The sequence below is a fragment of the Clostridium sp. OM05-5BH genome, assembly GCF_003481505.1.
GTDB lineage: Bacteria > Bacillota > Clostridia > Lachnospirales > Lachnospiraceae > Otoolea > Otoolea fessa.
In genome coordinates, this window is the sequence record NZ_QULJ01000002.1 from 336,392 (window position 1) to 360,458 (window position 24,067).

General features: G+C 50.7%; 15 protein-coding genes. 13 read left to right on the forward strand and 2 right to left on the reverse strand.

Annotated features, from left to right (window positions below; all coding sequences use genetic code 11):
• The first annotated feature begins 133 nt into the window (after nt 1-133).
• From DXB70_RS04045 to DXB70_RS04060, 4 genes are all read left to right on the forward strand, one after another.
• Entirely contained in the window at nt 134-3,712 is a 3,579-nt protein-coding gene (locus tag DXB70_RS04045; protein ID WP_118672701.1) for a DUF5717 family protein, read from the forward strand.
• A gap of 27 nt (nt 3,713-3,739) precedes the next feature.
• Nucleotides 3,740-4,960, forward strand: coding sequence for a DUF5716 family protein (locus tag DXB70_RS04050; protein WP_118672702.1), 1,221 nt, complete (start codon nt 3,740-3,742; stop codon nt 4,958-4,960).
• Nucleotides 4,957-5,769 carry a hypothetical protein gene (locus tag DXB70_RS04055; RefSeq protein WP_118672703.1) on the forward strand — a complete coding sequence of 271 codons (813 nt, stop codon included), beginning with the start codon at nt 4,957-4,959 and terminating at the stop codon, nt 5,767-5,769. The genes DXB70_RS04050 and DXB70_RS04055 overlap by 4 nt, the downstream gene beginning before the upstream one ends.
• Before the next feature lie 85 nt (nt 5,770-5,854).
• A complete protein-coding gene (locus DXB70_RS04060) occupies nt 5,855-6,583 on the forward strand; it encodes a histidine phosphatase family protein (RefSeq protein ID WP_118672704.1) in 729 nt (242 codons plus the stop codon).
• A gap of 67 nt (nt 6,584-6,650) precedes the next feature.
• Here DXB70_RS04060 and DXB70_RS04065 read toward each other — a convergent pair whose 3' ends face one another.
• A complete protein-coding gene (locus DXB70_RS04065) occupies nt 6,651-7,661 on the reverse strand; it encodes a nucleoid-associated protein (RefSeq protein WP_118672705.1) in 1,011 nt (336 codons plus the stop codon).
• Between the two features lie 7 nt (nt 7,662-7,668).
• Nucleotides 7,669-9,384 carry a CvpA family protein gene (locus DXB70_RS04070; RefSeq protein ID WP_243099899.1) on the reverse strand — a complete coding sequence of 572 codons (1,716 nt, stop codon included), beginning with the start codon at nt 9,382-9,384 and terminating at the stop codon, nt 7,669-7,671.
• 253 nt (nt 9,385-9,637) lie between these two features.
• Between DXB70_RS04070 and DXB70_RS04075 the strand changes: the two genes are divergently transcribed.
• From DXB70_RS04075 to smpB, 9 genes are all read left to right on the forward strand, one after another.
• Nucleotides 9,638-11,398 (forward strand): ATP-binding protein, encoded by a 1,761-nt coding sequence (locus DXB70_RS04075; RefSeq protein ID WP_118672707.1) that lies wholly within the window; start codon nt 9,638-9,640, stop codon nt 11,396-11,398.
• Between the two features lie 4 nt (nt 11,399-11,402).
• Nucleotides 11,403-15,518 carry a leucine-rich repeat domain-containing protein gene (locus DXB70_RS04080; RefSeq protein WP_118672708.1) on the forward strand — a complete coding sequence of 1,372 codons (4,116 nt, stop codon included), beginning with the start codon at nt 11,403-11,405 and terminating at the stop codon, nt 15,516-15,518.
• Between the two features lie 18 nt (nt 15,519-15,536).
• Nucleotides 15,537-16,490, forward strand: a complete 954-nt coding sequence (locus tag DXB70_RS04085; RefSeq protein WP_118672709.1) for a MoxR family ATPase — start codon at nt 15,537-15,539, stop codon at nt 16,488-16,490.
• Entirely contained in the window at nt 16,483-17,190 is a 708-nt protein-coding gene (locus DXB70_RS04090) for a DUF58 domain-containing protein (RefSeq protein WP_118672710.1), read from the forward strand. The genes DXB70_RS04085 and DXB70_RS04090 overlap by 8 nt, the downstream gene beginning before the upstream one ends.
• An 11-nt stretch (nt 17,191-17,201) precedes the next feature.
• Nucleotides 17,202-17,651 (forward strand): hypothetical protein, encoded by a 450-nt coding sequence (locus tag DXB70_RS04095; protein ID WP_147354038.1) that lies wholly within the window; start codon nt 17,202-17,204, stop codon nt 17,649-17,651.
• A 58-nt stretch (nt 17,652-17,709) separates the two neighbouring features.
• On the forward strand, nt 17,710-20,079 hold the full coding sequence (locus DXB70_RS04100) for a transglutaminase domain-containing protein (protein WP_182448411.1): 2,370 nt from the start codon (nt 17,710-17,712) through the stop codon (nt 20,077-20,079).
• 233 nt (nt 20,080-20,312) lie between these two features.
• A complete protein-coding gene (gene secG / locus DXB70_RS04105) occupies nt 20,313-20,549 on the forward strand; it encodes a preprotein translocase subunit SecG (RefSeq protein ID WP_107000428.1) in 237 nt (78 codons plus the stop codon).
• A 744-nt stretch (nt 20,550-21,293) separates the two neighbouring features.
• Entirely contained in the window at nt 21,294-23,399 is a 2,106-nt protein-coding gene (gene rnr, locus DXB70_RS04110) for a ribonuclease R (RefSeq protein ID WP_118672754.1), read from the forward strand.
• 49 nt (nt 23,400-23,448) lie between these two features.
• Nucleotides 23,449-23,913 (forward strand): SsrA-binding protein SmpB, encoded by a 465-nt coding sequence (smpB, locus tag DXB70_RS04115; RefSeq protein ID WP_022358767.1) that lies wholly within the window; start codon nt 23,449-23,451, stop codon nt 23,911-23,913.
• The last annotated feature ends 154 nt before the right edge of the window (nt 23,914-24,067 follow it).

Here is a 24,067-nt window from a genome sequence, read left to right on the forward strand (position 1 = left end):
GAAATTCTCCAATTCCCTGATGTAAATGCTGACAAAATATGGTATGATATAAGGTACGAGATTTCGAACCGACGGAACTGTGGGAAGACGAAGCAGTTACCGGGACAGGATAATGAAACGGCAGGTGATAGGAATGAAAGAGAGAATTAACCGGCTGGCGAAGGGAATCATCGATTCGGAACAGCCGAAGATGACCTGGTCGCCTGAAAAGATAGACGAGACGCTGCGGATGAATACCCTGATGCAGAGAAATTTATGGATCGGGAGCGAAAATGGATTAAGTGTGAAGGGATTTGTGTATTCCTCGAACCTGCGGGTGCGGATTCCGGGAGATAACAATTCGTTTGGCGGACTCCGGTGCCGGATCGTATATGAAGTGGACACTTCGTTCCTGACGGCAGGCGACACGATCACGGGTTCTTTTTATCTGGTGACAAACTGCGGGGAAGAGGAGATTCCGTATGAGTTTCACGTCGAGGTGGCAGACGCCGGGAAGACTTTAGGTGATCTGAAAACGGCGGAAGATTTTCTGCACATCGCGGAAAATGATATGGAGACGGCGCTCCGGCTTTTGGAGTACCCGGATTTTGTGGAAGTGCCGTTTATGCAGGATCTGCATGTGCGCGCACTCTATGACGGCCTGAAGGGGCACGGCAGCCGGGCAAATTTTATGGAAGAATTTCTGGTTGGACTGGGCGTGAAAAAGCCGGTCGGTCTGACGATTCCGGGCAGGGCGCGCGTATATGCCGAGCTGGCTGAGAATGCCGAGGACACGATCGAGATCCGGATGGATAACTGGGGCAGTGTGTACCTGGAGGTGACGGCAGACGGCGAGTTCCTCCATCTGCCGAAGAAGAGTGCGACGCAGGCGGATTTTGAAGATGGTCTGCTCCGTCTTCCGGTACGGATTCTGGCGGAACGGCTGCATGCCGGAAAGAATTTCGGTGCCGTCCTGATTCACACTGCCAGAGAAACCGTGCGGATCCCGATCGAGGCATCGGCTGCCGATGCGGGCGGATGCGACCGGGCACATATGTCATTCCAGAAAGAGCTTGGAAATTATCTGACTGCCCGTCTGGCGTATGAAAATGGGATCGGCGGCCCGGAGGCGGTTCACCAGATGCAGCGGGAGCTGGATCTGATGAAAATGACGCACTATGACGCGGGACTGCGGCTTTTGCAGGCGGAATTATACCTTTTGACTGATCGGCGTGAGAAAGCGCAGACGATTTTAAAGGAGCTGCAGGATTCAGCGGCGCTTAAAATATCGGGCGACCGGAAGCTTAACTGCCTGTACCGCTATCTGTACGTGACGCTGACCGGCAATGCCGAGCAGAAGGACACTTTGATCCGCCTGCTGCAGCAGTATGCGTCGGAGGAGACGGGCAGCAGCCTGTTTTATTATCTGATGCTTCTGCGCCTGGATGAGGAATTGCAGAAAAATCCGGTTACGGTGCTGATCAGCATGGAGCAGGAGTTTAAGGATGGCTGTCACAGCCCATTCCTCTATGCGGCGGGACTGAAACTTCTGGAGAGTGATCCGATCCTTTTAGACAATGCGGGCAATTTTGAGCTTCATGCCCTGTACTATGGGGCACGCCGGAAAATTATCAGCCGCGAGCTGGCACTGGCGGCGGTCCGGGTGGTGCGTGCGTCCCGTTCGTACCGGGAGTTTTACAGACGCCTTTTGACGGAACTTTACGGGCTGTATCCGGAGACGGAGATTCTGGAGGCGCTCTGTGCAATGCTGATCCGGGGAGACTGCCGGGAGACAGCCTGTTTTGAATGGTATAGCCGGGCGCTGGAGGCAGATTTGAGTCTGACGCGCCTGTATGAATATTATTTATATGCGATGCCGGAGAATTATGACCGCCTGATGTCGCGTGAGGTATTTTTATACTTTTCGTATTCGGCAAATTTGGATGCGGGGTCACTGGCGAAGCTTTATGCGAACCTTCTTACATATGGAACGCCGGATTCGGATATTTACCGGATGTACGAGCGGGCGATGGAAGAGTTTGCGGTGGATCAGCTTTTCAAGGAACGGATAGACGGTGCCCTGGCGGTCCTGTACCGGAAATTGATCTATCCGGAACTGATCGATACGCAGATGGCGCGTGTCCTGCCGGGGATTTTGAAATCCTGCCGGGTAGAATGCCGGGAACCGGCGATGAAATACGTGGTGGTGCGCCATGAGGAGCAGATGACGGAGGACGCGTATGTGCTGAACGAGGGCACGGCGTATGTGCCGCTGTTTTCGGAGCGCGATCTGGTTCTATTCCAGGATGAAAATGAGACGCGGTATGCGCGGGTAAATTGCGCCATCCAGCCGGTATTTACGGATATGGAGGAACTTTTACAGACCTGTTTTGAAATGAATCCGATGCATCCGTTCCTCTTTATGAATGCGTGTGCAAAAGCCTGCCGCAAGGAGGTGCTGACCGGGGACGATGCGATCCTTTTGGAGCACGCGGATCAGAAGATGGAGCTGCACCCGCTGTTTAGGGCAAAGGTGCTGTCAGCGATCGTGCGGTATTATAAGCGGATGGCGGATGGGATTGAGGATGCGAAAAAGGATGGAAGTGTTTCTTATCTTCTGAGCCTTGATAAGGATCAGTTGACGCGGGATGAGAGAAACGGCGTCTGCGGGACGCTGATCCGGTGCGGGCATTTCAGCGAGGCGTATGAGATGGTGTGCCGGTATGGTCTGGAAGGTCTGCCGGTCAATCTGCTGCTGCGGCTTTGCGGGAGAATGCTGCTTCAAAATCTCTTTGACCGGGATGACCACCTGCTTTATCTGACCTGGTATGTCTTTGAACACGAGAAGCCGGACAGTGTGATTCTCGATTATCTCTGCGAACATTTCAACGGTACGGTGGATCAGATGTACCGCGTCCTGATGCAGGGGCTGCGGCTCCGGGTGGAGACGTACGATCTGGAGGAACGGCTGGTGGCGCAGATGCTCTTTACCGGCAATACAGCAAAGTTAGACAGGGTGTTCGAGCTTTATGCGTCACGCAAGAAAACAGGGGAAAATATCGTGCGCGCGTATTTCACGGTCAAGAGCGTGGAATATTTTCTGGAAAACCGTCCGACGGACGACAAGGTGTTCGCATTTTTGGAGGGTGCTGTGCAGGGAAGCTCTGATCGGGAGCGGATCCCGGATATTTATCTGCTGGCGCTGACAAAGTATTATGCGACGCTGCCGGAGCTTTCGGAGGAACAGCGGCGCCTGTGCCAGTCGGTGGTGGATGTGCTTTTAGATGCGGGTATGATTTTTGCCTATTTTAAGGATCTGGCGCGGTTTATCCATATCCCGGGCAATATTTTAGATAAAGAAATCATCGAGTATCACGGAAACCGGGCGGTGCGCCCGTATCTGCGGCTGCGGATTCTGCCGCAGGAGGAAGAGTTCCACTATGAGGAAATGCGTCTCGTTTACCGGGATATTTACATCCGTGAAAAGGTGATTTTTGAGGGCGAGACGTTGGAATATCAGATCGAAGAGGAAGAGGACGGCGTCCGGAAGACGAAAGAAAAGGGAGAGATTTCCTGCCGGGAGATTCCGGGACGCAGCCGGGAAAGCCGGTTTGCGGCGCTCAATGAGATGAGTCTTTCTTTAAAAGTAAATAACGAGACGGCGCTTCGGGAAAAGATGCGGGAGTACCAGAAGAGAGATGCGGCGGTAAGCGCACTTTTCCCGATCGCCTGAGGAAAGGGACAGACGGACAAACGATAGATGAATGGACTTATAATTGGCATGGATCTGTGTGATTCATGCACACATATATCCTGTCAGGGTCAGGAGACGATCTGGTCGGTTCCGACCCGGATCGGAAAAGAACCGGATTCGGACGTCTGGCGGGTGGCAGAGGAGAGTGCCGGGGGCGCGTTAGAGGGCATGGTAGTGGAAGATAAGCTGCTTTCCTTGGCGATGAAGGACGGCACCGCCACGATCGACGGTGTCCGCTACGAGGGCTTATATCTGCTGAAAATGTTCCTGAAGCAGGTGCTTGCGATTCCCAGACAGGCGTCCGGAAAAGAAGAGATAGAAAACCTGGTGATCACGGTGCCAAAGCTTGAGGTAAAGCTGGTGGACTGCCTGATGTACTGTGCCGATTTTCTGGAAATCGACCGGAGCCGGGTGCATGTGATCAGTCACGCGGAGAGCTTTGTATATTACGTGATGAGCCAGAAACGGGAAGTCTGGAGCAACCAGGTGGGAATGTTTGAACTTTCGGAGAATGGTCTTCATTATTATGAATTGAGAGTGCAGCGCGGGCTGCGCCAGATGCAGGTGGTCGCGGATCAGGAGGAACTGGAGGAGTCGTTCCACTTAAATGTGCTGGACAGCGACGCGGGCATCCAGATGGCAGACAGGATTCTTTCCTCCTGTGCGGAACGGCTGCTGCAGAAGCGTCTGTTTTCAGCGATCATCCTGACAGGCAGGGGATTTGCACAGACGGACTGGGCGTCAGATTTTATGCAGCAGATCTGCAAACGGCGCCGTGTATTTGCGGAGATGGATGTATTTACCCGAGGGGCGCTGATCCGCTCGGAAGATCTCTGTGAGGCACATAGTGCGTACCATTTTACCTGTATCTGTGAGGGGCGGCTGAAAACAACGGTTTCCTTAAAGATTCAGGAGCGTGAAAAAGAGGGACAGCTGGTGCTGGCATCCGCCGGGGACAGCTGGTATGAGACGAAAATGACGGCGGAATTTATTGTGTCGGGCACGCCGGAGGTGGAATTTTCACTCCAGCCGCTGGAACCGCGCAAAAAGAAGACGGTGAAGATTCCGCTTGAGGGATTCCCGAAACGCCCGGACCGGACGACCCGGATCGAGATGGCATTTGGATTTACCGGGGAAGACACGATGATCGTCATGATACGTGATTTGGGATTTGGAGAATTATTTCCGGCGACAAACCGGATGATTAAACAAGAGGTTTCATTATGAGTCTGATACTTTGCCGGCAGGAGCCGGTTCGACATCCTTTTTACATAGAACGGCTGGGCGTCCATATCGCATCGTCGCAGGAGCTGTGTTATATCATTTATCAGAATCCGCTTCTGGTGCTGGATGGATTTGTGGATGACCGCCTGATTGAGTTTATCCGTTCGGAGCTGGGACTTTCGTTTCTGGCCGGCAAACTGGAGGCATGGCAGCGGAGCGGCGAGAGCCAGGACGAGCTGCCGATCGTGATTCTGCAGGAGTGCTGTTATTATACGGCAAAGGAGATTGCGGCATACCGCCAGAAATTGGCGGCATTTCGCAAAATGAATGCGGCGGAGTTCCGGAAAGAGACGGCGGATTACTATTTCCGCCTGCGGCAGTTTGGGACGGCGATCTATTACTACAACCGGATTCTGGAGGACTGGCGGGTCAAATCGCTGACGGACGAATTTACCGCGAAGATCTGGAACAATATCGGGGCGGCGTATGCCGGGATTTTCTGGTTTGAGAAAGCGTTTACCGCTTATGAAATGGCCTACAATTTCGACAAGAGCCCGGAGATGCTGAAGCACCTGTACCAGCTTGCCTTGATTGACCCGAAACTGGAGCTTAAGGAGCGCCATGCGGCTGCGATGACGCCGGAACAGAAGAAGATCTGGAAACGGGAACTCGACGAGGTGAACCAGACCGCGGAGAAGTGCGGGAATGTCCGCATGGTCGAGACGATGTTTGACCGCAATCCAGTCCGGCGGATGGAGAGTGCGGGAGAACTTTTAAATGGGTGGAAGCAGGAGTATCGGAAGATGCTCTGATTTTGCCCGCGCCCAGATACATCCCTTGGTCATGAGCACCGCGCTTTTTGGTTTTGTAACATTTCTTTACGAAAGGAGTTTTCCTATGCGCCTTTTGATTGTCCGCCATGCGGATCCTGATTACTCAATTGATTCCCTGACCCCGGCTGGCTGGGAGGAAGCAAAGCTTCTGGCAGACCGTCTGGCGCCGATTCCGGTGGCGGCTTATTATGTATCGCCGCTGGGGCGTGCGAAGGACACGGCGTCCCTGACCTTAAAAAAAGCCTGCCGCACGGCAGAAACCTGCAGCTGGCTGCGTGAATTTGCCCCGCAGGCGGTACATCCGGGAAAGGATTCCGGGCACTGTGTCTGGGACTGGCTGCCGGATGCGTGGATGGCGGAGCCGAAGTATTTTGATAAGGATCACTGGCATGAAACAGAAGTCTTTCAGAACGCCCATGTAAAAGAAGAGTACGACTGGGTGACTGGAGAGCTTGACCGGCTGCTCAGACGGCACGGATATGTGAGAAATGGATTGTTTTACCGGGCCGTGGCACCGAATGAGGACACGATTGTTTTATTCTGTCATTTTGGCGTCGAGTGCGTCCTGCTTTCCCATCTCTTAAATATCTCTCCGATGCAGCTGTGGCACGGAACCTGTGCGGCGCCGTCGTCGGTGACGGTGATCTATACAGAAGAGCGCCGCTCCGGCGTCGCATCCTTCCGCATGAGCAGTTTTGGGGATGTTTCTCATCTGTATGCGGGTGGACGCGAGCCGTCGTTTGCGGCGCGGTTCTGTGAGGTGTATACACGGTTTGATCAACGGCATGACTGATGGATGTTTCTGTTATTATGTATCGCAATCGTTTGAATCAGCCGATAAATAAATTTTGTGTGAGAGGCTATTTACTGCTCAGCATCCCAATATTTTTAATCAACACCGAGATTGTCCCGTCCATGTTGGTGATAAACTCCACATGGTCGGGATTTCTGTATTCTTCCATCGGGATCGAGATCTCGATGCCGGTGTCAGTGTACAGCTTCTGTTTCTGGAATTTCTTGATCGTCTGCTCATTTTTCGGCGCGACCGTCTCGTAGGAGAGGTTGTAGCGGTCGAGTTTTTCATCCAGCTCCTCGAGCATCTCCGGGCTTCCGGGAAATACTTTTTCGCGCAGTTCGGATACCTTGATTTCGCCCTGTTCCTCTAATTCATTACAGATAATGTCTTTGATTTCCATCTTTTTCTGTGCATCCTCGTCGCCGTAATATTTTTTGGCAACCTGATCGACGGCGCGGGTGACGATGTCGAGCTTGGATTTCTGGGAGAGCGGGGCGCGGCATTCGAGGAAGAGCTCGGAGAAATAGAAGCATTTTTCGCCGTTGACCTCATATTTTTTCTCAGCCAGAATCAGGGAGCCGTCGGAGAGATCGAGGACAAACGCCTCGGAGAGGCGCTGTCCCTGTCCCGGAAGCAGTGCGCGCTGTAAAATGATCTCGTTGCTGTTGCCGCCGTCCGTTTCCCTGGTCTGATGTGTGTAGGAGGTCTTGTAGTTCATCTTTAAGAATGCCAGATAATCCTTGCCCTTGCAGCCGAACACGGTCATCGCCACATCGGCGGCTGGAATGTCAATATTCGCATTCATGATGTCGTAGAGGCGCTCGGCGAGCTGTTTGCTCGTCTCGACGAAATTATCCGGGGTGCAGTTTTGCAGCAGCTCTTTGACCTCGGATCCTTCTGCAAATGTACAGTGCTTGACATCGTCACTTTCCGTTATTTTCTCGATATGCGCTTTCAGGAAGTCGGAGAAATCGGGTCCGACCTCCATGCTCTGGTCGGAGAGAACCGGGATTCCCACCGAAGAATCGAGGATGTGTACGATGGCTGCCTTTAAAATCATATCTTCACTTTTCAATGTTATCTTACCTCCAGGTTATAACTTCTTTTGTAGAACCATTCTCGACGCACTCAAAGGAAACGGAGTCGCCTGCCTGCACGAACGGAAGCCGCTCGGAAACGGTGATCGCAGCGGTGTAGACGCTGTCGGTGCGGTCATCGGTCAGCGTGAAATAGTAGTAGGTGTTACCGGAAACGACGACATTCTCGATCGCCTCGACCGTGCCGGAGACAGTTTCGCTTGCCGCCGGTTCCTTGGCAGTCGGATCTTCGATTTCCTCCTGTCCCAGCGTCTCACGGTAATTGCGCTTCGCCTCATCGATCGTCTGTCCGGTGCCGACGATCTGGTACTGCGCGACATCGACGAACGCATACATTTTCACAAGCCCTGCAGCATCTTTCAGGGAAATGAAATATGCCGGTCGTCCGGAAATATTTAAGAGAAGCGGGAAGGTCGCACTGTAATTTAAGTGCTGCACCTGTCCGCGCGCGGAATCCATTGCGGCGAGCTCGGTGGCGCCCGGAACGGTGTAAAATTTCGTTTCTTTCGTCCGCAGGTTGACGAGGACGAAGCCAATGTTCGACTCATCTGAGGTTACAGAGCTCATGCCGGTGTACAGCCACACATCGTCGTCGATGGCGAGATAGTTGTAGCCGTAGGTCGTCCGACGCACGCCGCGCTGACCGAAGATAGAGTTTAAATAACCATTCTGGAATCTGCCGTTGTCGTCGAGCTGTTCCATGATGAGGTTCGAATCATAGAGCTGGTCGATCCACTGCGGGACATCCGCCTTGGCGTACCACTTAGATTCGCCGGTCTCAGCATTGACGAGGATCGCGCCGTCGATGTCCTTGCCGTTCCACCAGCCGATCCGGTAGGCGATGGTCGGCGCCACCCAGTATGGGTTTCCATCGTCGTCGATCTCGAAGGAGACCGTCTCAAACATCCGTGTTGGGTAGCAGAAACGGATGTAGCGGTTGATATTGCGGAAGAAATATTCACTGGTGGAATACTTCATGCCGGAGGACAGCCAGACGAGATCGGTATTCTGATCGACCATATTGACAGCAATGTATGCCGGAAGTCCCTTCTTCTGGTTGTACAGCCACTTGATCGGGTCGGCATAGCGCAAAGGCGTCACGCGGTACGGTGTCCCCTTGTAGTTGATCTGTGTGTAATTTTCCTGAATCTCAAACTGGGAGACCAGGTCGGTCATCTCACCGAGCTTTTTGCTTCCGAGCCGGGAGGCGGTATCCTTATCAACGACCGGGATCTGCGACATGCCAAGCTCTGCGACATCTGAGGCAAAATCGCCCTCGGTAACGGTGATCAGATCGCGGTAGCGGGACGCATTAAAAAGCTGGACGCCCGCCGCCGAGGCGATCAGGGAAAAGAAAATCAGGACAGCGATCGCGATTGTGCCATATTTGCACGGGCGTCCCATCGCCTTAAAACCGGCAAACGGACTGCCGGAGGCGTCGGCGTACTTGCGCCGCAGAACCATCCGTCCGGTCACAGGATCGCGCACGATCTCGACGCCGCGGTTTTGCTGCACTGTTTTCAGGAATATGAGAATGCTTTCCATAAAGTTGACTGCCAGTACAATCAGAATGCAGATAATCAGAAATACGATGAAATCGTGATCGTGCAGGTTGATGGCTGGCATCATGGTGTAGAATACCAGAAAAATAAGGACGGCAGAGAGAAACAGACGCCCAAACGCCGAAGTGAATTTTTTCAAAATAGAACCCTCCTGACTTGTTTTATGATAAAAAATAGCTGTTCCCATGAAAAAAGGATTTCGCTGATTGTAAATGTGATAGAACTCTATTGTATCGCATGACGAGAGATAAAATCAAGCCCGGAAACGGCGGGAAATGTTTTCGATGAGTTTTTCAAAGCCGGAAATCTATACAGACCGGGAGAAATAATATATAATGTAAACTAAGGGTAACTATGGAAATGATTAAGAAGCGGCAGATGGGAAGATAAATATGGAACAATTCATTCGTTTTTTAGAGCAGCTGGGAGTGCACCGATGGGAGATGCTTTTTCTGATGCTGGAAGCAATGGCAGCATTGTGGCTGTTGATTGCATTTTCTCGTTTTTATATAAAACAAAAACATTTTCGCCGATATCAGGACGGCTGGCTGATTGAAACAAAGCGGGCAGCATTCCAGGACGGACTGGAGATGCAGTGTGTATTCCGCTGCTATGACAGGCTTCCGGTGTATGTATCGGATGGATTCGAGCGGGTGTTTCGGGTCACAGTGCAGCAGCTTCGCGGCGACGTCCGCTATTTTCTGGACCGGCTGCAGGGAAATATGGGAGAACAGCTCTGGAACCGGTATCTGTCGTGGAACGGCGAGGAGATCTGTACCATGGAGGTGAGGCTGACGGAACTGGAAGCATGGTACCGCGTATTTATTACGCGTAGCCAGGATCAGAAGTATGATCGGTTCTGGTTTCAGGATATCACAGAAGATCGTGCGAGACTTAAAAAGCTGAAGGAAAAGGTAGGGCAGGCGGAGGAAGAGAGCCAGTCCAAGACGGCATTCCTTTCGAACATGTCTCATGAGATCCGGACTCCGATGAATGGTATTCTCGGTATGCTGATGCTGGCCCGGACGCAGATTCAGAATCCGGGTGCGATGACGTATATAGACAAGGCGGAGGAGCTTTCCAAATATCTGCTTTCTGTTATCAACGATATTCTGGATATGTCCCGTATCGAGGCGGACAAGCTCCAGCTGGAGGAAAAGCCGTTCGGCATCCATGAGCTGGCAAAGCGGCTGCAGGATATGTTCCAGAAAAATATTGAATCTAAGGGACTCAAATTCATACTGGAAATTAAAGATTTCACAGTGGAATACCTAGTGGGCGATGAGTTCCGTATTTCGCAGGTGCTTGTAAATTTTCTTTCGAATGCACTGAAATTTACAAGTGAGGGCGAAGTGCGCCTGACGTTCCGGCAGATTCTTCGGGAGAATGAGAAGATCAGCTTCATGGTGCAGGTGCATGACACCGGCATTGGTATGGAAGCGAGCTTCATCAACCGCATTTTCAGACCGTTTGAACAGGAAAGCGCAGGCGTGGCGAAGAAGTACGGCGGTTCTGGTCTGGGGATGGCGATCGCAGATCAGATGGTTTCCCTGATGGGCGGTGAGATCGTGATCGACAGTATGCCAGGAAAAGGATCGGATTTTACCGTTTACTTGAGTCTTCCGGAGGCACAGATGGCGGAAGCGGCGCAGACGGAGACGGAGACAGCTGCTCCGGAAGAGAGCGAATTTACTTATGAAGGCTGTCATATCCTGATGGCAGAGGACAACGCGATCAACATCGAGATTGCCGTCAGCATTCTGGAAATGAAGGGTGCGACGGTCGATGTGGCGGAGAACGGAAAAGAAGCGGTCGAGAAATTTGCCGCTTCCGAGCCTGGAACCTACGATTTTATTCTGATGGATGTGCAGATGCCGGTAATGGATGGACGCGAGGCGACGATGGAGATCCGGAGGCTACCGCGGGAGGATGCAGATAAGATCCTGATTTTTGCATTGTCGGCGGATGCGTTTGTGGAAGCACAGCGCTATTCGATCCAGTGCGGCATGGACGGACATTTCTCCAAGCCGATCGATTTTGATGAGATGGGAAAAGAAATCGGACGTATGCGGAAAGAAAAAACAAGAGAAAGTCTCTCTTCGCTTCGGGGGGGGGTAGAATGGGCAATGTATAGAATGATAAAGAACGGGTGAGCGCATGAAGATAACCAGAAAGAAAATTATAAGTTTTATTGCAAAGAACGGTGGAGCAGCCGGTTGGAGTAAAGCGGCTGCGGGTGTGGTTTCTCTGGCGCTTCTGGCTGGCGGTGCTGGGATTTTCTGGAACCAGCTTCAGGAAGGTACAGCGTTTAAGCCGGGAAAAGCCTCTGCATTGCAGGGACTCCGTTCGAATCGGGTTATGTTTCCGGAGGATGATACACTTGGCGGTTCCGCTGACTCTGAGCAGTCGGACAAAAATGATAATAAACGCCTGGAACAGGATAAGAATGCGGAAAAACTTCAGGAGGGAAAAAAACAGGAGAATCAGCCGGAGCCGATGGAAGAGGAGCAGTCCCTGATGGAGGTGGCGCAAGATGTGCTGGTAATGCAGAAACCGTCTGACAGCAGTCAGAATAACACGCTGCCGGACGGTCTGGATGAAAAAAATATGAAGGTTTATGACGGAACGGCGGCAGATGGTTCCAGCTCTGCGGAAATCAGTCTGCCAGGTCACGGAACTGGCAGTGGAGGTGTATCTTCTGGCGGCAACAATGGCGGAAGCGGCTCCGGCGGCGGAACGACTAATGCGGGAAACACAACGGGAGAAAATGGAACACAGCCGGGCGGAAATGGAAATGGAAATGGCGGCGCGGTAACGCCGACACCGACTCCAACGCCGGATCCGCTCCCGACACCGACCCCGGAACCGAATCAGCCGATCGAGGATCCAGACTATCCAGCCGGGTCGGAAGGTCCGAAACTGCCGGAGGATGTGAAGGGATATCTTCCGATTGAAGCAGATAAGTATCCGAGTTCGGGGCTTCCATCCGATGAAGCGCAATCCAAAGTAAAACTTACGATTATAGGTGCAGATGTGCTTAACAGCGGAGAGGGAGAGACTTTATATAAAGGGGCTGTTTTGACAGATTGGAAGCTTCTTTGTTCTGTATACGCATATGTAGATGTAGATGGAGTAAGGTATCGCCTGACAGAATTGAATGATTGTTTTAAGGTGGAAGGTTACCCGAACGTGGCAGAGGGTAATTTCATGGCAAAATTTTCGTTCCGTCAAAACCCAGATGTCTCCTGGGAAGATGAAAAGCATGCAGACAGTGTCGAATATGATGAATTTGAAGTAAAATATGGAAAAATTGTTTTGATGGGTGAAGCAGATTCCGACGGAAAGCGGGAGACTGTGAAGGATACTTTTATGGAAGAGGGAAAACCAGTTTCCATTGCAAACCAGCTGTTGGAACTGTATAGAGCAAATCCCGAGTGGGGAGACCAGTTTGATACTCTTTCTGCGATTGTGCCGGGGCTAAGCTTATCAGAGGATGGAAGTGATCCGATTTTTGATTGGTTTGCTCCCAGTCAGGGAGGGCGTTATGTCCTTTATCCCCTGGAACGTCAGCCGGTACCGGATGGCATGGAAATTCGGTTTTATCAGGAATATAGCACGGAATGCCAGGCGGTCATCTGTAAACAGACATTGACAGGTTATCAAAATCAGGAGATTGTAGAGGTACCGGAAGGAGTTTATGCGATTGCACCGGAAGATAAGACGGTATCGGCAGGTAAACTTGAGATACCGGCTTCTGTGATGGAAATAAATCTTCCGGCTCAGGGGGTGCGGGAAAAATACGAAGTATCGCCGGAAAATAATTCCTATAGCTCAGCAGATGGTCTTCTTTATAATAAAAGTCAGACGGAGATTTTAGGTGTTCCGTGGGAACAGACGGAGCTGGTAATTCCGGAAAATGTTGAAAAAGTTGTGCTGGAAAAAGGCAATTCGGTTCGGAAATTAATTATTCAGACGGAAACCATACCAGAAATAGATTTAAACACACTGGAAAATACAGAAATTATAGTCCCGGCAGGACACTATGCAGCATATCAGCTAGCATGGGGTGCTAAACTGGGTAACAATACTACATTAGCTGCAGATGGGGAAACAGTGGATACGATTTTTGACAACAATGCGGTTGTATCAGCGGATGGAAAAACATTGTATGCGATTTCCCGGGATGCATACGGTTTATATCGGATGAGTGATCAGGTAGAGACGCTTGAAAATGATGCAACGTATGTGTGTTCACTGGAAGAAGGCATTTATATGCCAGCCGGGATTAAGCACTTAAAAAAAGGAAGCCTGTCAGGAGCAGGTGTCCGCAGAGTTTATTTCACGGGAGATACACCTCCGAAGATAGAGGATGGAGTGTTTGGAGATCCGAAAGAGGCATTGGCACGAGGATTGGAAATCATTATTCCATCCGCATATGAAGAGGCATGGCAGAAAGCGTTAGCCCCTGTTTTGGGTGAATATGCGCCATCTTTGATACGGCCGATGAATGTTTCTTTGGAGGAAGAGGATAGTGGTTTATCTTATCTGCTCACAGCGGATGGAGCGGTTCTGCTTCACGCACCGGAAAATACAGATGGTTTTGAGAATTTAAAGGCAAAATCTGGAAAACCGTGGATTCGAATTGGGGCGAAGGCGTTTGAAGATTGTCAGAGCTTGAGCGTGGCAGAACTTCCCGACACGATTTCGGAGATTGGGAGCTGGGCGTTTGCAGACTGCAACAGTTTAGATTTAATCATGATTCCATGTATGGACACCGTAAAAATAGGCGTAGATCCATTCCCAAAGGATTCTTCTGTGGCAGTTAATACACAGAAAATTGAACTAGAGGACGCATCCATATTGGATTATATTTATCTGTATGGTTCCTATAGTTGTGTGGCGGAGGACGCAGAGGGCGACGAATACGAAATCAATCGGTGGGGACTTTCGTACCGGCTGGAAAAGGCAGAACAGGGATGGTTCCTGTTTGGTATTGATAAAGAAACAGATAACGAAACAAATGCAGAAAAGGATGTTTCTTATCTGATAGGCGTGACCCGCGATATGAGCGGAGCAATCCGCGGGGCCAAGGGATGTCCGCTGCGTCAGATTGGATATTATACCTTTATGGATCATGAAAAGGAGTTTACAATTCCAGATAAGGTGGCTGCACAGATTCAGTTTATCAATCCGTATGCGTTCTATAATTCTGGTCTGACGGGAGAGGTGAATCTGTCAGTAGGGATGATAAATGTTGCAAGATATGCATTTGCAAAATGTGATAAGTTAAATACGGTCCGATTTGATAAAGCAACCGATCTTCCAGAAGAGAAATTAATACTTGGCGAATCCGTATTTGAAGGCAGCGGAGTGAAGAAGATTGTATTTGGAAAAAATATGGATTCAATCTGTGCGGGATCCTTTACACAGTGTGGTGAATTAGAAGAAATTGTTTTTACCGGAGAGGAACCACCGGTTCTTGTTCTTTTTTCAGTGGGTGCCCCTTATCTGTGGGGCTGGGAAGACGGTGATTCGATCCCTGCTATCATTTTGGAAGGGGATGCACAAGGGGAAGAGGAGGCTTATATTAATCGCTGGATGTATCCGATTCTTGGTTACGATTCCAAGGAAACGATGGAAAATAAGTTCTGGATGGAGGCATTTCAGAATATCGTTGAATTTCTGGATGATGGTCAGACAATGAATTGGAAGTACATAGATGATTATATTGCAGCCAAAAGTGAGTTAGCAGAATATGAGGCAAGGAAGAATTTAAATCCCCTGTTTAAGCTGAACGAACCGGAAAAGCCGGATGTGAAGATCCCTAATATCAAGGATTATCTGTATGATGAGATCGAGGAAGACCTTCCGTTTGAACTTGTCCTCCCGGACGAAATTGCCACAAACCCGGATGAGGTGGAGATTGATGAGGATTTCCTGATTGATGATCTGCCGGACGAGGAAGAACCGGACGGGGATACCACAGATGATGACACACCGGATGATGCGGAAACGGATGAAAAAACGGACGAAGATAGCGGAGATGGAGATAAAGATAAAGAGCCTTCTGGAGAGGAAACTGACAAGGATGGTTCGGATGAAGATAACGAAAATAAAGACAACGAAAATAAAGGTGATTCGGATATAGACAACGCGGGTTCATCCGACAGCGGAAAAGGGGATAATTCCTCAGAGAAGAACAATTCGCCTGATGAAGCGGGAAACACTGATAAGACCGGAGCGCCTGAAACAGAGGATTCAGATGCAGAATAACAAACTTGGAGGTAAGGCATGATAGTAGAGCAGTCGGAACATATCATTCGTGAGATACAGACGGCGTTTATGGGAAAGGATGAAATTATCCGGCGCGTTCTGACCACGATATACGCGGGAGGACACGTGTTGCTGGAGGACTCCCCGGGCGTTGGTAAGACGACGTTAGCGCTGGCGTTCTCAAAGGTTATGGGACTTTCTCATAAGCGTGTCCAGTTTACAACAGATACGATGCCGTCGGATATCACGGGATTTACAATGTACAACCACCAGTCGGGACAGTTTGAGTACCGCGAGGGTGCGGCTGCCTGCAACCTGCTGCTGGCAGACGAGATCAACCGTACCTCCCCGAAAACGCAGGCGGCGCTTCTGGAGGCGATGGAGGAGAAATCGGTCACGGTCGATGGTGTAACCTATCCGCTGCCGTCGCCGTTTATCTGTATCGCGACGCAGAACCCACTTGGTACGGCAGGAACCCAGGCGCTGCCGGAATCCCAGCTGGACCGTTTCATGGTAAAGCTGTCGATCGGTTATCCGTCTGCAGAGGATCAGCTGCAGATTTTAAAAGCCAGACGGTATAAGAATCCGCTGGATTCGATCCGGGTAGCCGCAGAGGCAGAGCATGTTATCGATGTGCAAAACTATCTGTCCTCGATCCGGGTGCAGGACGAGATCCTGTATTATTTGATCCGCCTGTGTGAGGCAACGAGACAGGAGCCGGCGGTGGAGCTGGGAATCAGTCCGCGAGGTGTACAGGCGCTGACCCGTATGGCAAAGGCAAATGCGGTGCTGGAGAAGCGGAGCTATGTGATTCCAGAGGATGTGCAGGATGTATTTTGTGATACCTGTGCACACCGACTGATTCTGAAACCGCAGGAGAGAATCAATGGAATCAGCGAACGGATGATTTTGCAGAAAATTTTGATGGAAGTGAAACCGCCGGAACTGGTGAAGGGAAGAAAGAATGCGTAAGAGCCGAATTCTGTATGGAATGATTTTGCTGATAGAGATGGGGCTGCTTTTCTGGAGCGGCAGCGGGCTTTTGCTTGGAATGCTGACAGCTCAGTTTCTGATTCTGGTTCTGCTGTGGATTGCTCTGAGGTTAGATACGGAAAAGCTGAAACTGTCACTCCGGATGCCATCGGCATGTCTGGCAGGGAGAGAGCTGCTGCTTACACTGGAAATTGATAAAAAAGTGTTTCTGGCAGCAGGCGTCATGGAAGCAGTGCTTGCGTGTGAAAACCACATGATGAATATGAAAAACGAGCTTCCTGTCCGCGTGATTTTTGCGGGAAAGAAGCATATGGTGCAGATACCATTTCAGACGGACAGCTGTGGTCAGAGCCAGATACAGCTGAAACAGATCCGCTGCTATGATATTTTTGGTCTGATGGAGCGCGATATTCCGATGCTGGATGAGCAGAGCATGGTGGTTTATCCGCGCGAGACAGCGCTGCAGCTCTCTTTGGAAAATCTGCTTTCCGGCGGATGGGAGGGCGAGCAGAGAACGCTGGATCGCCGCGGCAGAGATATGAGCGAGGTATTTGAACTGCGGGAGTATCAGCCGGGAGACGATGTGCGCCGGATTCACTGGAAGCTTTCTGGAAAAATGGGCAAGGTGCTGATCCGTCAGGCAAGCGATACATTTCGCTGTGATAATATGTGCTGTTAGATACCGGACATATGGATGAAACCAGAAACTATCCGATTACCCAGATGGCAGCAGCGGTCAGCGTAGCGGCATCGGTCAGCCAGGGGCTGTCTGAGCTGGGAATTTCCCATTATACCGGGATTGCTGCGGGAGAGCACCTGCTTTCGAGCCCGGTGGGGGAATCAGCCGAGTTTCAGAGGATGCTGAACACCTGGATGACGGTGCGCCTCGCTGAGACGAAAGGAAAAGCGCTTTCTTATTTCATGCTGGAACAGTTCCAGCAGCACTATAACCGTCTGATTTATATCACAAATGGAATGTGCCCGGAGGCATTTTTTGAACTGCCGCCGGAGTTAAAGATAACAGCCGTCTGCATTCTGGAGGACAAGGAGGAGGCATCTGTGCGCCAGCAGGGAAACTGCACGATTCTGGAAATCCCGCAGGGAGAGCTTTGGAAAACCATGTATACGATTGCGATCTAGCTGCATGAAAGACAGGGAAAATGATAGAAGAAACGAAAAAGATGGAAGAGGGAGTATCATGCCGATAAAGACTGGAAAAGAGAGTCAGCGTCCGGAAAATCAAAGATGGGGAGGTAGTCTGACAGACAGTGTCTCTCAGCTTTTGCGCAGCGGCGCGCTGGCAGGCGGTATTCTGGCGGCGTGGAGAAAGTTTGTGCAGCTGCCAGCGTGGGACAGCCTGGTTCTGGCAGGTGTATTGGGGCTGGTATTGGCGGCGGCGCTGGTAATTCATCACTTTTCTGTGCGGCTGGCGGGGAAACTTTCGTGGATATTTGCCCTTTTAGGGGGAATGACAGCGATTTTCGGTGGTCTGGGACAGCTGTTGGAAGGTGTGATTGGCACCGTCAACATGGGAATCGCTTACTGGAACCTGAAGGAAGAGGATGCGATTCCCTATCTGATGCAGGGGGCAGCAAGCCGGAGCGGCTTTTTCCTTTTGGGACTTGTGATGGTGTTCTGTGTGACCGGGCTTTGTTGGTATATTGCACGGAAGGGAGCGATCGCGAGCAGTCTTCTGCTGACGCTTTTGGCGCTGGTTCCTGGAATTATGCTGAAACAGCTCTCATTCTGGGGTCTGATTCTTTTATTCCTGGGACTGATCGGGCAGTGGCTGCACGTGGTGGGAGCCGGAAGCATGCGGATGCGCCTTGCGTGGACGTTAGTTAGTGCGTCTCTGTTTTTGGGAATAGTGGGAGTGGCTGGAACCAAGGAGGTTGGCTCGATCCTTCAGTTCAAAAATAAGACGCTGCAGTTTGTAGATGAGGCTCGGTTTGGAAAAGATATGCTTCCAGAGGGAGATCTGAGAAAGGCATATTCGATGAAGCAGGGCGATGCGGTGACGCTGCGTGTGACTTCGGGGAGAGAAAAAGCGCTCTATCTGCGGGGCTATACAGCGGGGGACTATGAAGACGGACACTGGGTGCCTCTTAAGCGTTCGGCATACAGCGGCGGGCGGAATGGTTTTTTGAAATGGCTGGAAAATCAGGGATTTGACCCCAACACGGAATACGCGCTCAGCCGTAAAGTGGGTGCTGCCAGTGACAGTACACAGCAGCCAGAGGCGGCGACGATCCGGATTCAGAATCTCGGTGCGAGCCGGAAATATTATTATACTCTGTATTCGGCTGAAAAACCGGCTGGCAGCTATGGAATAGCCGCAAACCGGGACGAGGGGTACCGTTCCCATGCACTTTCCGGTGTTAAAACGTATGAGATATGCGATTTTTCTCAAAATATTCCGGGTGAGTTAAATAAGCTGGAAAACTGGATGTATGCGCCACAGACAAAAGAAGAATCGAACTATCTGCAAGCGGAGGCGGTGTACCGCGATTTTGTATACGACGCTTACATGGAGGTGGATGCGGAGTTTGCATCTTTGATTGAAATGATTTTCCATGCTCCGGGAGAGAATGAGACGGATACAGAAGAGAGTATCTATACGGTTACCCAGAAAATCCGCGAAAAGATGGAACAGAACATGGTTTACAGCCCGAATCCAGAACAGCCGGAGGACGGGGGAGACCCGTTAAGACCGTTTCTGCGGGGCGAGCAGGTTGGAAATGCAGCCTTTTTTGCCTCGGCGGGTGTAATGGCGTACCGGAGTTTCGGTATTCCGGCGCGGTATGCCGAGGGCTACCTAAAAGAGAGAACCAATGGAGCAGACGGGGCGAAGACTGTGAACCTGACTGGTTACAATGGGCATGCCTGGGTCGAGGTTTATATGGACGGTCTCGGCTGGGTTCCGATCGATGTGACGCCGGGCTATTATTATAATACATATGCGCTGCTCCAGATGATCGGATTGCCGGATGAGATTCAGAAGGCATCCGTGACGGAGGATCAGGGTGAAAATATGGACAATGCGCTGGAGCTGCAGGGCGCTCAGAAACACAGTCAGAAAGAGACTGTTGAGAAGATTCTTATTTCCATGGCGGTTTCCGGCGCGGTTTTACTGATGGCATTTCTTCTGTTCTTGTTTATTGCCAGCGGAGAATTCCGGATGCTCTATGAGGATTGGAAAATCGAGCGCCTGTTGGGAAAATCGCAGATGGAGGACACCGCGGGGGAGTTTGGCGGCTGGATCACGAAAGAACTGGCGCGCATCGGAATTGAGATGCGTGTCGGCTGGCGGTGCGCCGAGACGGAGCAGGAGATCCTTGCATATCTTCCGGGAGTTGCGGCGGGTGAATATGTGCGTGTCAATGAATTGCTGGAAAAATGGTTTTACGGCGGCGAGCCGCTGGAGCCGGAAGAAATCCGTGTGCTGTATACATTTTTGCGTAAAATTAAGACCGTGATTGACAGGCGGCACCGGTACGACTGGATAAACACCAGGGTTGGACATCTGATCAGACGGACAAAGCGGAAAAACCACCGTAAGGCAAGTTGAAATTCTGTAACTGTTCAGTACCTTCACAGTCACGCGCAAAAATCCATTAAAAATTGCCTACGGCAATGGGATTTTTGCCTGCTGGCCCATGTTTTCGTACGGTCAGCGCAGTAAATGCGCAGACCTACTGAACAGTTACGAAATTCTTACATAAAATTCTTTTGCATGAAAAAACAGTTGTCCTTCCTCTGAAAATATGCTATGATTACTATGTTTATTCAGGAGGTGCGAAGATGATCAAGACGATCCTTACGATCATATTTATTATTATCTGTGTATTCCTGTCGGCGGTAATCCTACTGCAGGAAGGCAAATCGGCAGGTTTGTCCGGTTCCATCGGCGGTATGGCTGACAGCTACTGGGGCAGAAATAAAAGCCGTTCTATGGAAGGAAAGCTGGAGAAGCTGACCAAATATGCTGCAATTCTGTGGCTGATCCTTGCATTAGTTTTGAATTTAAAATTCCTGTAAGGAACCTTTAAGAGGCTGTCGCGTGGCAGCCTTTTTTTCATTTTCACAGGACCCAATTTCCTATAAAATGAAAAACGCTCCGCGAGGATGGGCACTCGCGCGAAGCGTAAAACATGTCGCAAGCGACCGCGCGAGACGCCCGAATGTGGCAAGGCACATCCTTTTTAATATTTGAGAAAGAGAAGTGATATAAATTTGAACATATTTGATAAAATTATGGAAAAAATAAAGAGAAGCGAGGCTCAGAAATACACAAAACAGCAGAAGCGCCAGGCGCAGATGCAGAGTGCGGCAGCTTCACAGAAAGAGGAAGGACAGAAAATGCCGGAAAATCGCAGGAGAGAAAGAGAGGCGTTTGAAAAACGTCAGCAGACGGAGATGAAGCTCTCGGATGAGATGCTGGAGACGATCCGGAAAAATGCAGAACAGCGGTTTGCGATGCGGAAAGAAGAAGCGCGGGAAGAGAAAATGTCCGGAGAAAGCCGGGAGAGCAGCGTACGGCGCCAGATTGACGGGGATGGGCTGATCGGCGAGTGGGAAGAGAGGTACGGAAAAAAGAAGAAAAAACCGGAGCGTGCGAAAGGTCCGAAAGAGGAATCGGTGCGCCAGAAAAAGGATAAAGCGGGAAAGAAAGACCGTGATCGAAAGCTTGAGCGTGAGATGGATAAGAAGCGCGAAAAGCGCGGCAAGAAGGAGCGTGAGGATGCTGGCGTTTCCGAGGAGGAGTTTACCCGCCGCTGCAAGATGATTCAGGATGTCATGAATGAACCGGCATACGTGCCGATGAAGCTGAAGGAGCTGGCACTTCTTTTAAATATTCCGAAGGAACAGCGCCGGGAGCTGCAGCGGGTTATCGATCATCTGCTGGAAGAGGGAAAAATCAGCATGTCCCGCAAGGGCAAGCTGGGACGCCCGGAGACATTTTCAGAGGCAGGTATTTATTCGGGACACCCGAAAGGCTTCGGTTTCGTGGCAATCGAGGGACGTGAGCAGGATGTGTTCGTTCCGCGTGAAAAAACAAAGGGCGCGATGCACGGCGATAAGGTGCTGGTTGTGATTGAGCAGGAGAGCGACGGCGGACGCAGAGCTGAGGGAAGTATCGTGCGGATCCTGGAGCACGCCAATCAGGAGCTGGTTGGTCTGTATGAGAAAAACGGCGGTTTCGGCTTTGTGATCCCGGACAATCCACGGATTTCACGCGACATTTTCATCCCGCAGGGGTGTGACGCGGGCGCAGTGACCGGTCATAAGGTCATCGTGAAGATCAAGGATTACGGAAACAGCCCGGATAAGAAGCCGGAGGGCGTGATCACCAGTATTCTCGGACATATGAACGATCCGGGAGTCGATATTTTATCGATCGTGAAAGCATACGGTCTGCCGGAAGAATTTCCGCCGGAGGTCATGGCGCAGCTTGAAGAGATCACGGATGCCGTCCGCGAGGAGGACAAGGCGGGACGCAAGGATCTGCGCGATCTGCCGACAGTCACGATTGATGGTGAGGAAGCGAAAGATCTCGACGATGCGATCACGCTGGAGAAGACGGAGCAGGGTTACCGGCTCGGTGTACACATCGCGGATGTGACCCATTATGTCCGCGAGGGCAGCCCGCTTGATCGCGAGGCATTAAAGCGCGGAACGAGCGTGTATCTGACCGACCGCGTCATTCCGATGCTGCCGCATAAACTCTCAAACGGTATCTGTTCCCTGAATCAGGGCGAGGATCGCCTGGCGCTGAGCTGTATCATGGAGATCAATGACAAAGGCGTCGTGCTCGGACATGAGATTGCAGAGACATTGATCCGCGTCGATCGCCGGATGACGTATACGGCGGTCAATGCGATCATCACGGATGATGATGCAGAGACAAAGGAGAAATATAAGGAATTTGTGGATTTATTCCTGCAAATGAAAGAACTTTCGCAGCTTCTTTGCAAGAGACGCCAGGAGCGCGGTGCGATCGACTTCGACTTTCCAGAGAGCAAGATTTTACTCGACGCCAAAGGACGCCCGATCGAGATCAAGCCGTATGAGCGCAACGCAGCGACGAAGCTTATCGAGGATTTCATGCTGATGGCAAATGAGACGGTAGCCGAGGACTATTATTGGCAGGAAATTCCGTTCCTCTACCGAATCCATGAGAAACCGGATGAGGAGAAGATGGCGAAACTCGGCACATTCATCAACAACTTTGGATATACATTGCGGATGCCGGGCGGCGAAGTCCACCCGAAAGAGCTGCAAAAGCTGCTTGAAAAGATAGAGGGCACGCCGGAGGAGGCATTGCTCAGCCGTCTGACGCTGCGCTCCATGAAACAGGCGAAATATTCGACCTTGAACTCCGGTCATTTCGGATTGGCGGCGAAATATTATACCCATTTCACTTCCCCGATCCGCCGTTATCCGGATCTGCAGATCCACCGGATCATCAAAGAGTGCCTGCACGGCAATATGGATGCGCGAAAAACCGCCCATTTTGAAAAAATCCTGCCGGAAGTGGCAGTCCAGACCTCGGCACTGGAGCGCCGCGCTGACGAAGCCGAACGCGAGACTGATAAGATGAAGAAAGTCCAGTACATGGAACATTACATCGGAGAAGAATTCGAGGGAGTCATTTCCGGTGTCACCAACTGGGGCTTCTATGTCGAGCTGCCGAACACGGTTGAAGGATTAGTTCATGTCAATGAACTGCGCGGCGACTATTTCGTATTTGACGAAGCACATTATGAGCTGGTCGGAGAGATGACTAGAAAGACGTACAAGCTCGGTCAGACTATCCGCGTCCGCGTGACGGCCTGCGACCGGTATGCAAGGACGATTGATTTTATGCCGGCGGTGTACTGGAAGTAGGGGATTGTAAAATAAGATGTAAAAAGTAGAGAGGGAAAGAGGAATTAAAATGGGAGCAGGAATCAAGATGGTGGCGAACAATAAGAAAGCCTACCATGATTATTTTATCGATGATAAATTCGAAGCCGGGATCGAGTTATTCGGTACCGAGGTCAAATCGATCCGCATGGGTAAATGCAGCATCAAGGAAGCATTTATCAAGATCGAGAGCGACGGTCAGGTGTATGTATTCGGCATGCATATCAGTCCATATGAGAAGGGAAATATCTTTAATAAAGATCCGCTGCGTGTGCGGAAACTCCTTCTTCACAAATTGGAGATCCGCCGCCTGATGTCGAAGATCAAAGAAAAAGGATACACGCTGGTACCGCTGCAGGTTTATTTTAAAGGAAGTCTCGTAAAAGTGGAGATTGGTCTGGCACGTGGTAAGAAGCTGTATGATAAGAGAGATGATCTGGCGAAAAAGGACGCGAAGCGGGAGATTGACCGGGCGTTTAAGGCGAGACAGAAATAAAAGAAAAGATTCCATCTATGTACCGACTTCCAAATGTTAGACCTAAAAATCTAACGATTGGAGGTCGGTATTTTTACGGCTAAATATTCTTTTGAACTTAAATTTCTGTTTCGTTGTAAAAACAACTGAATTTCTGCCGGTATTTTTTTATAAT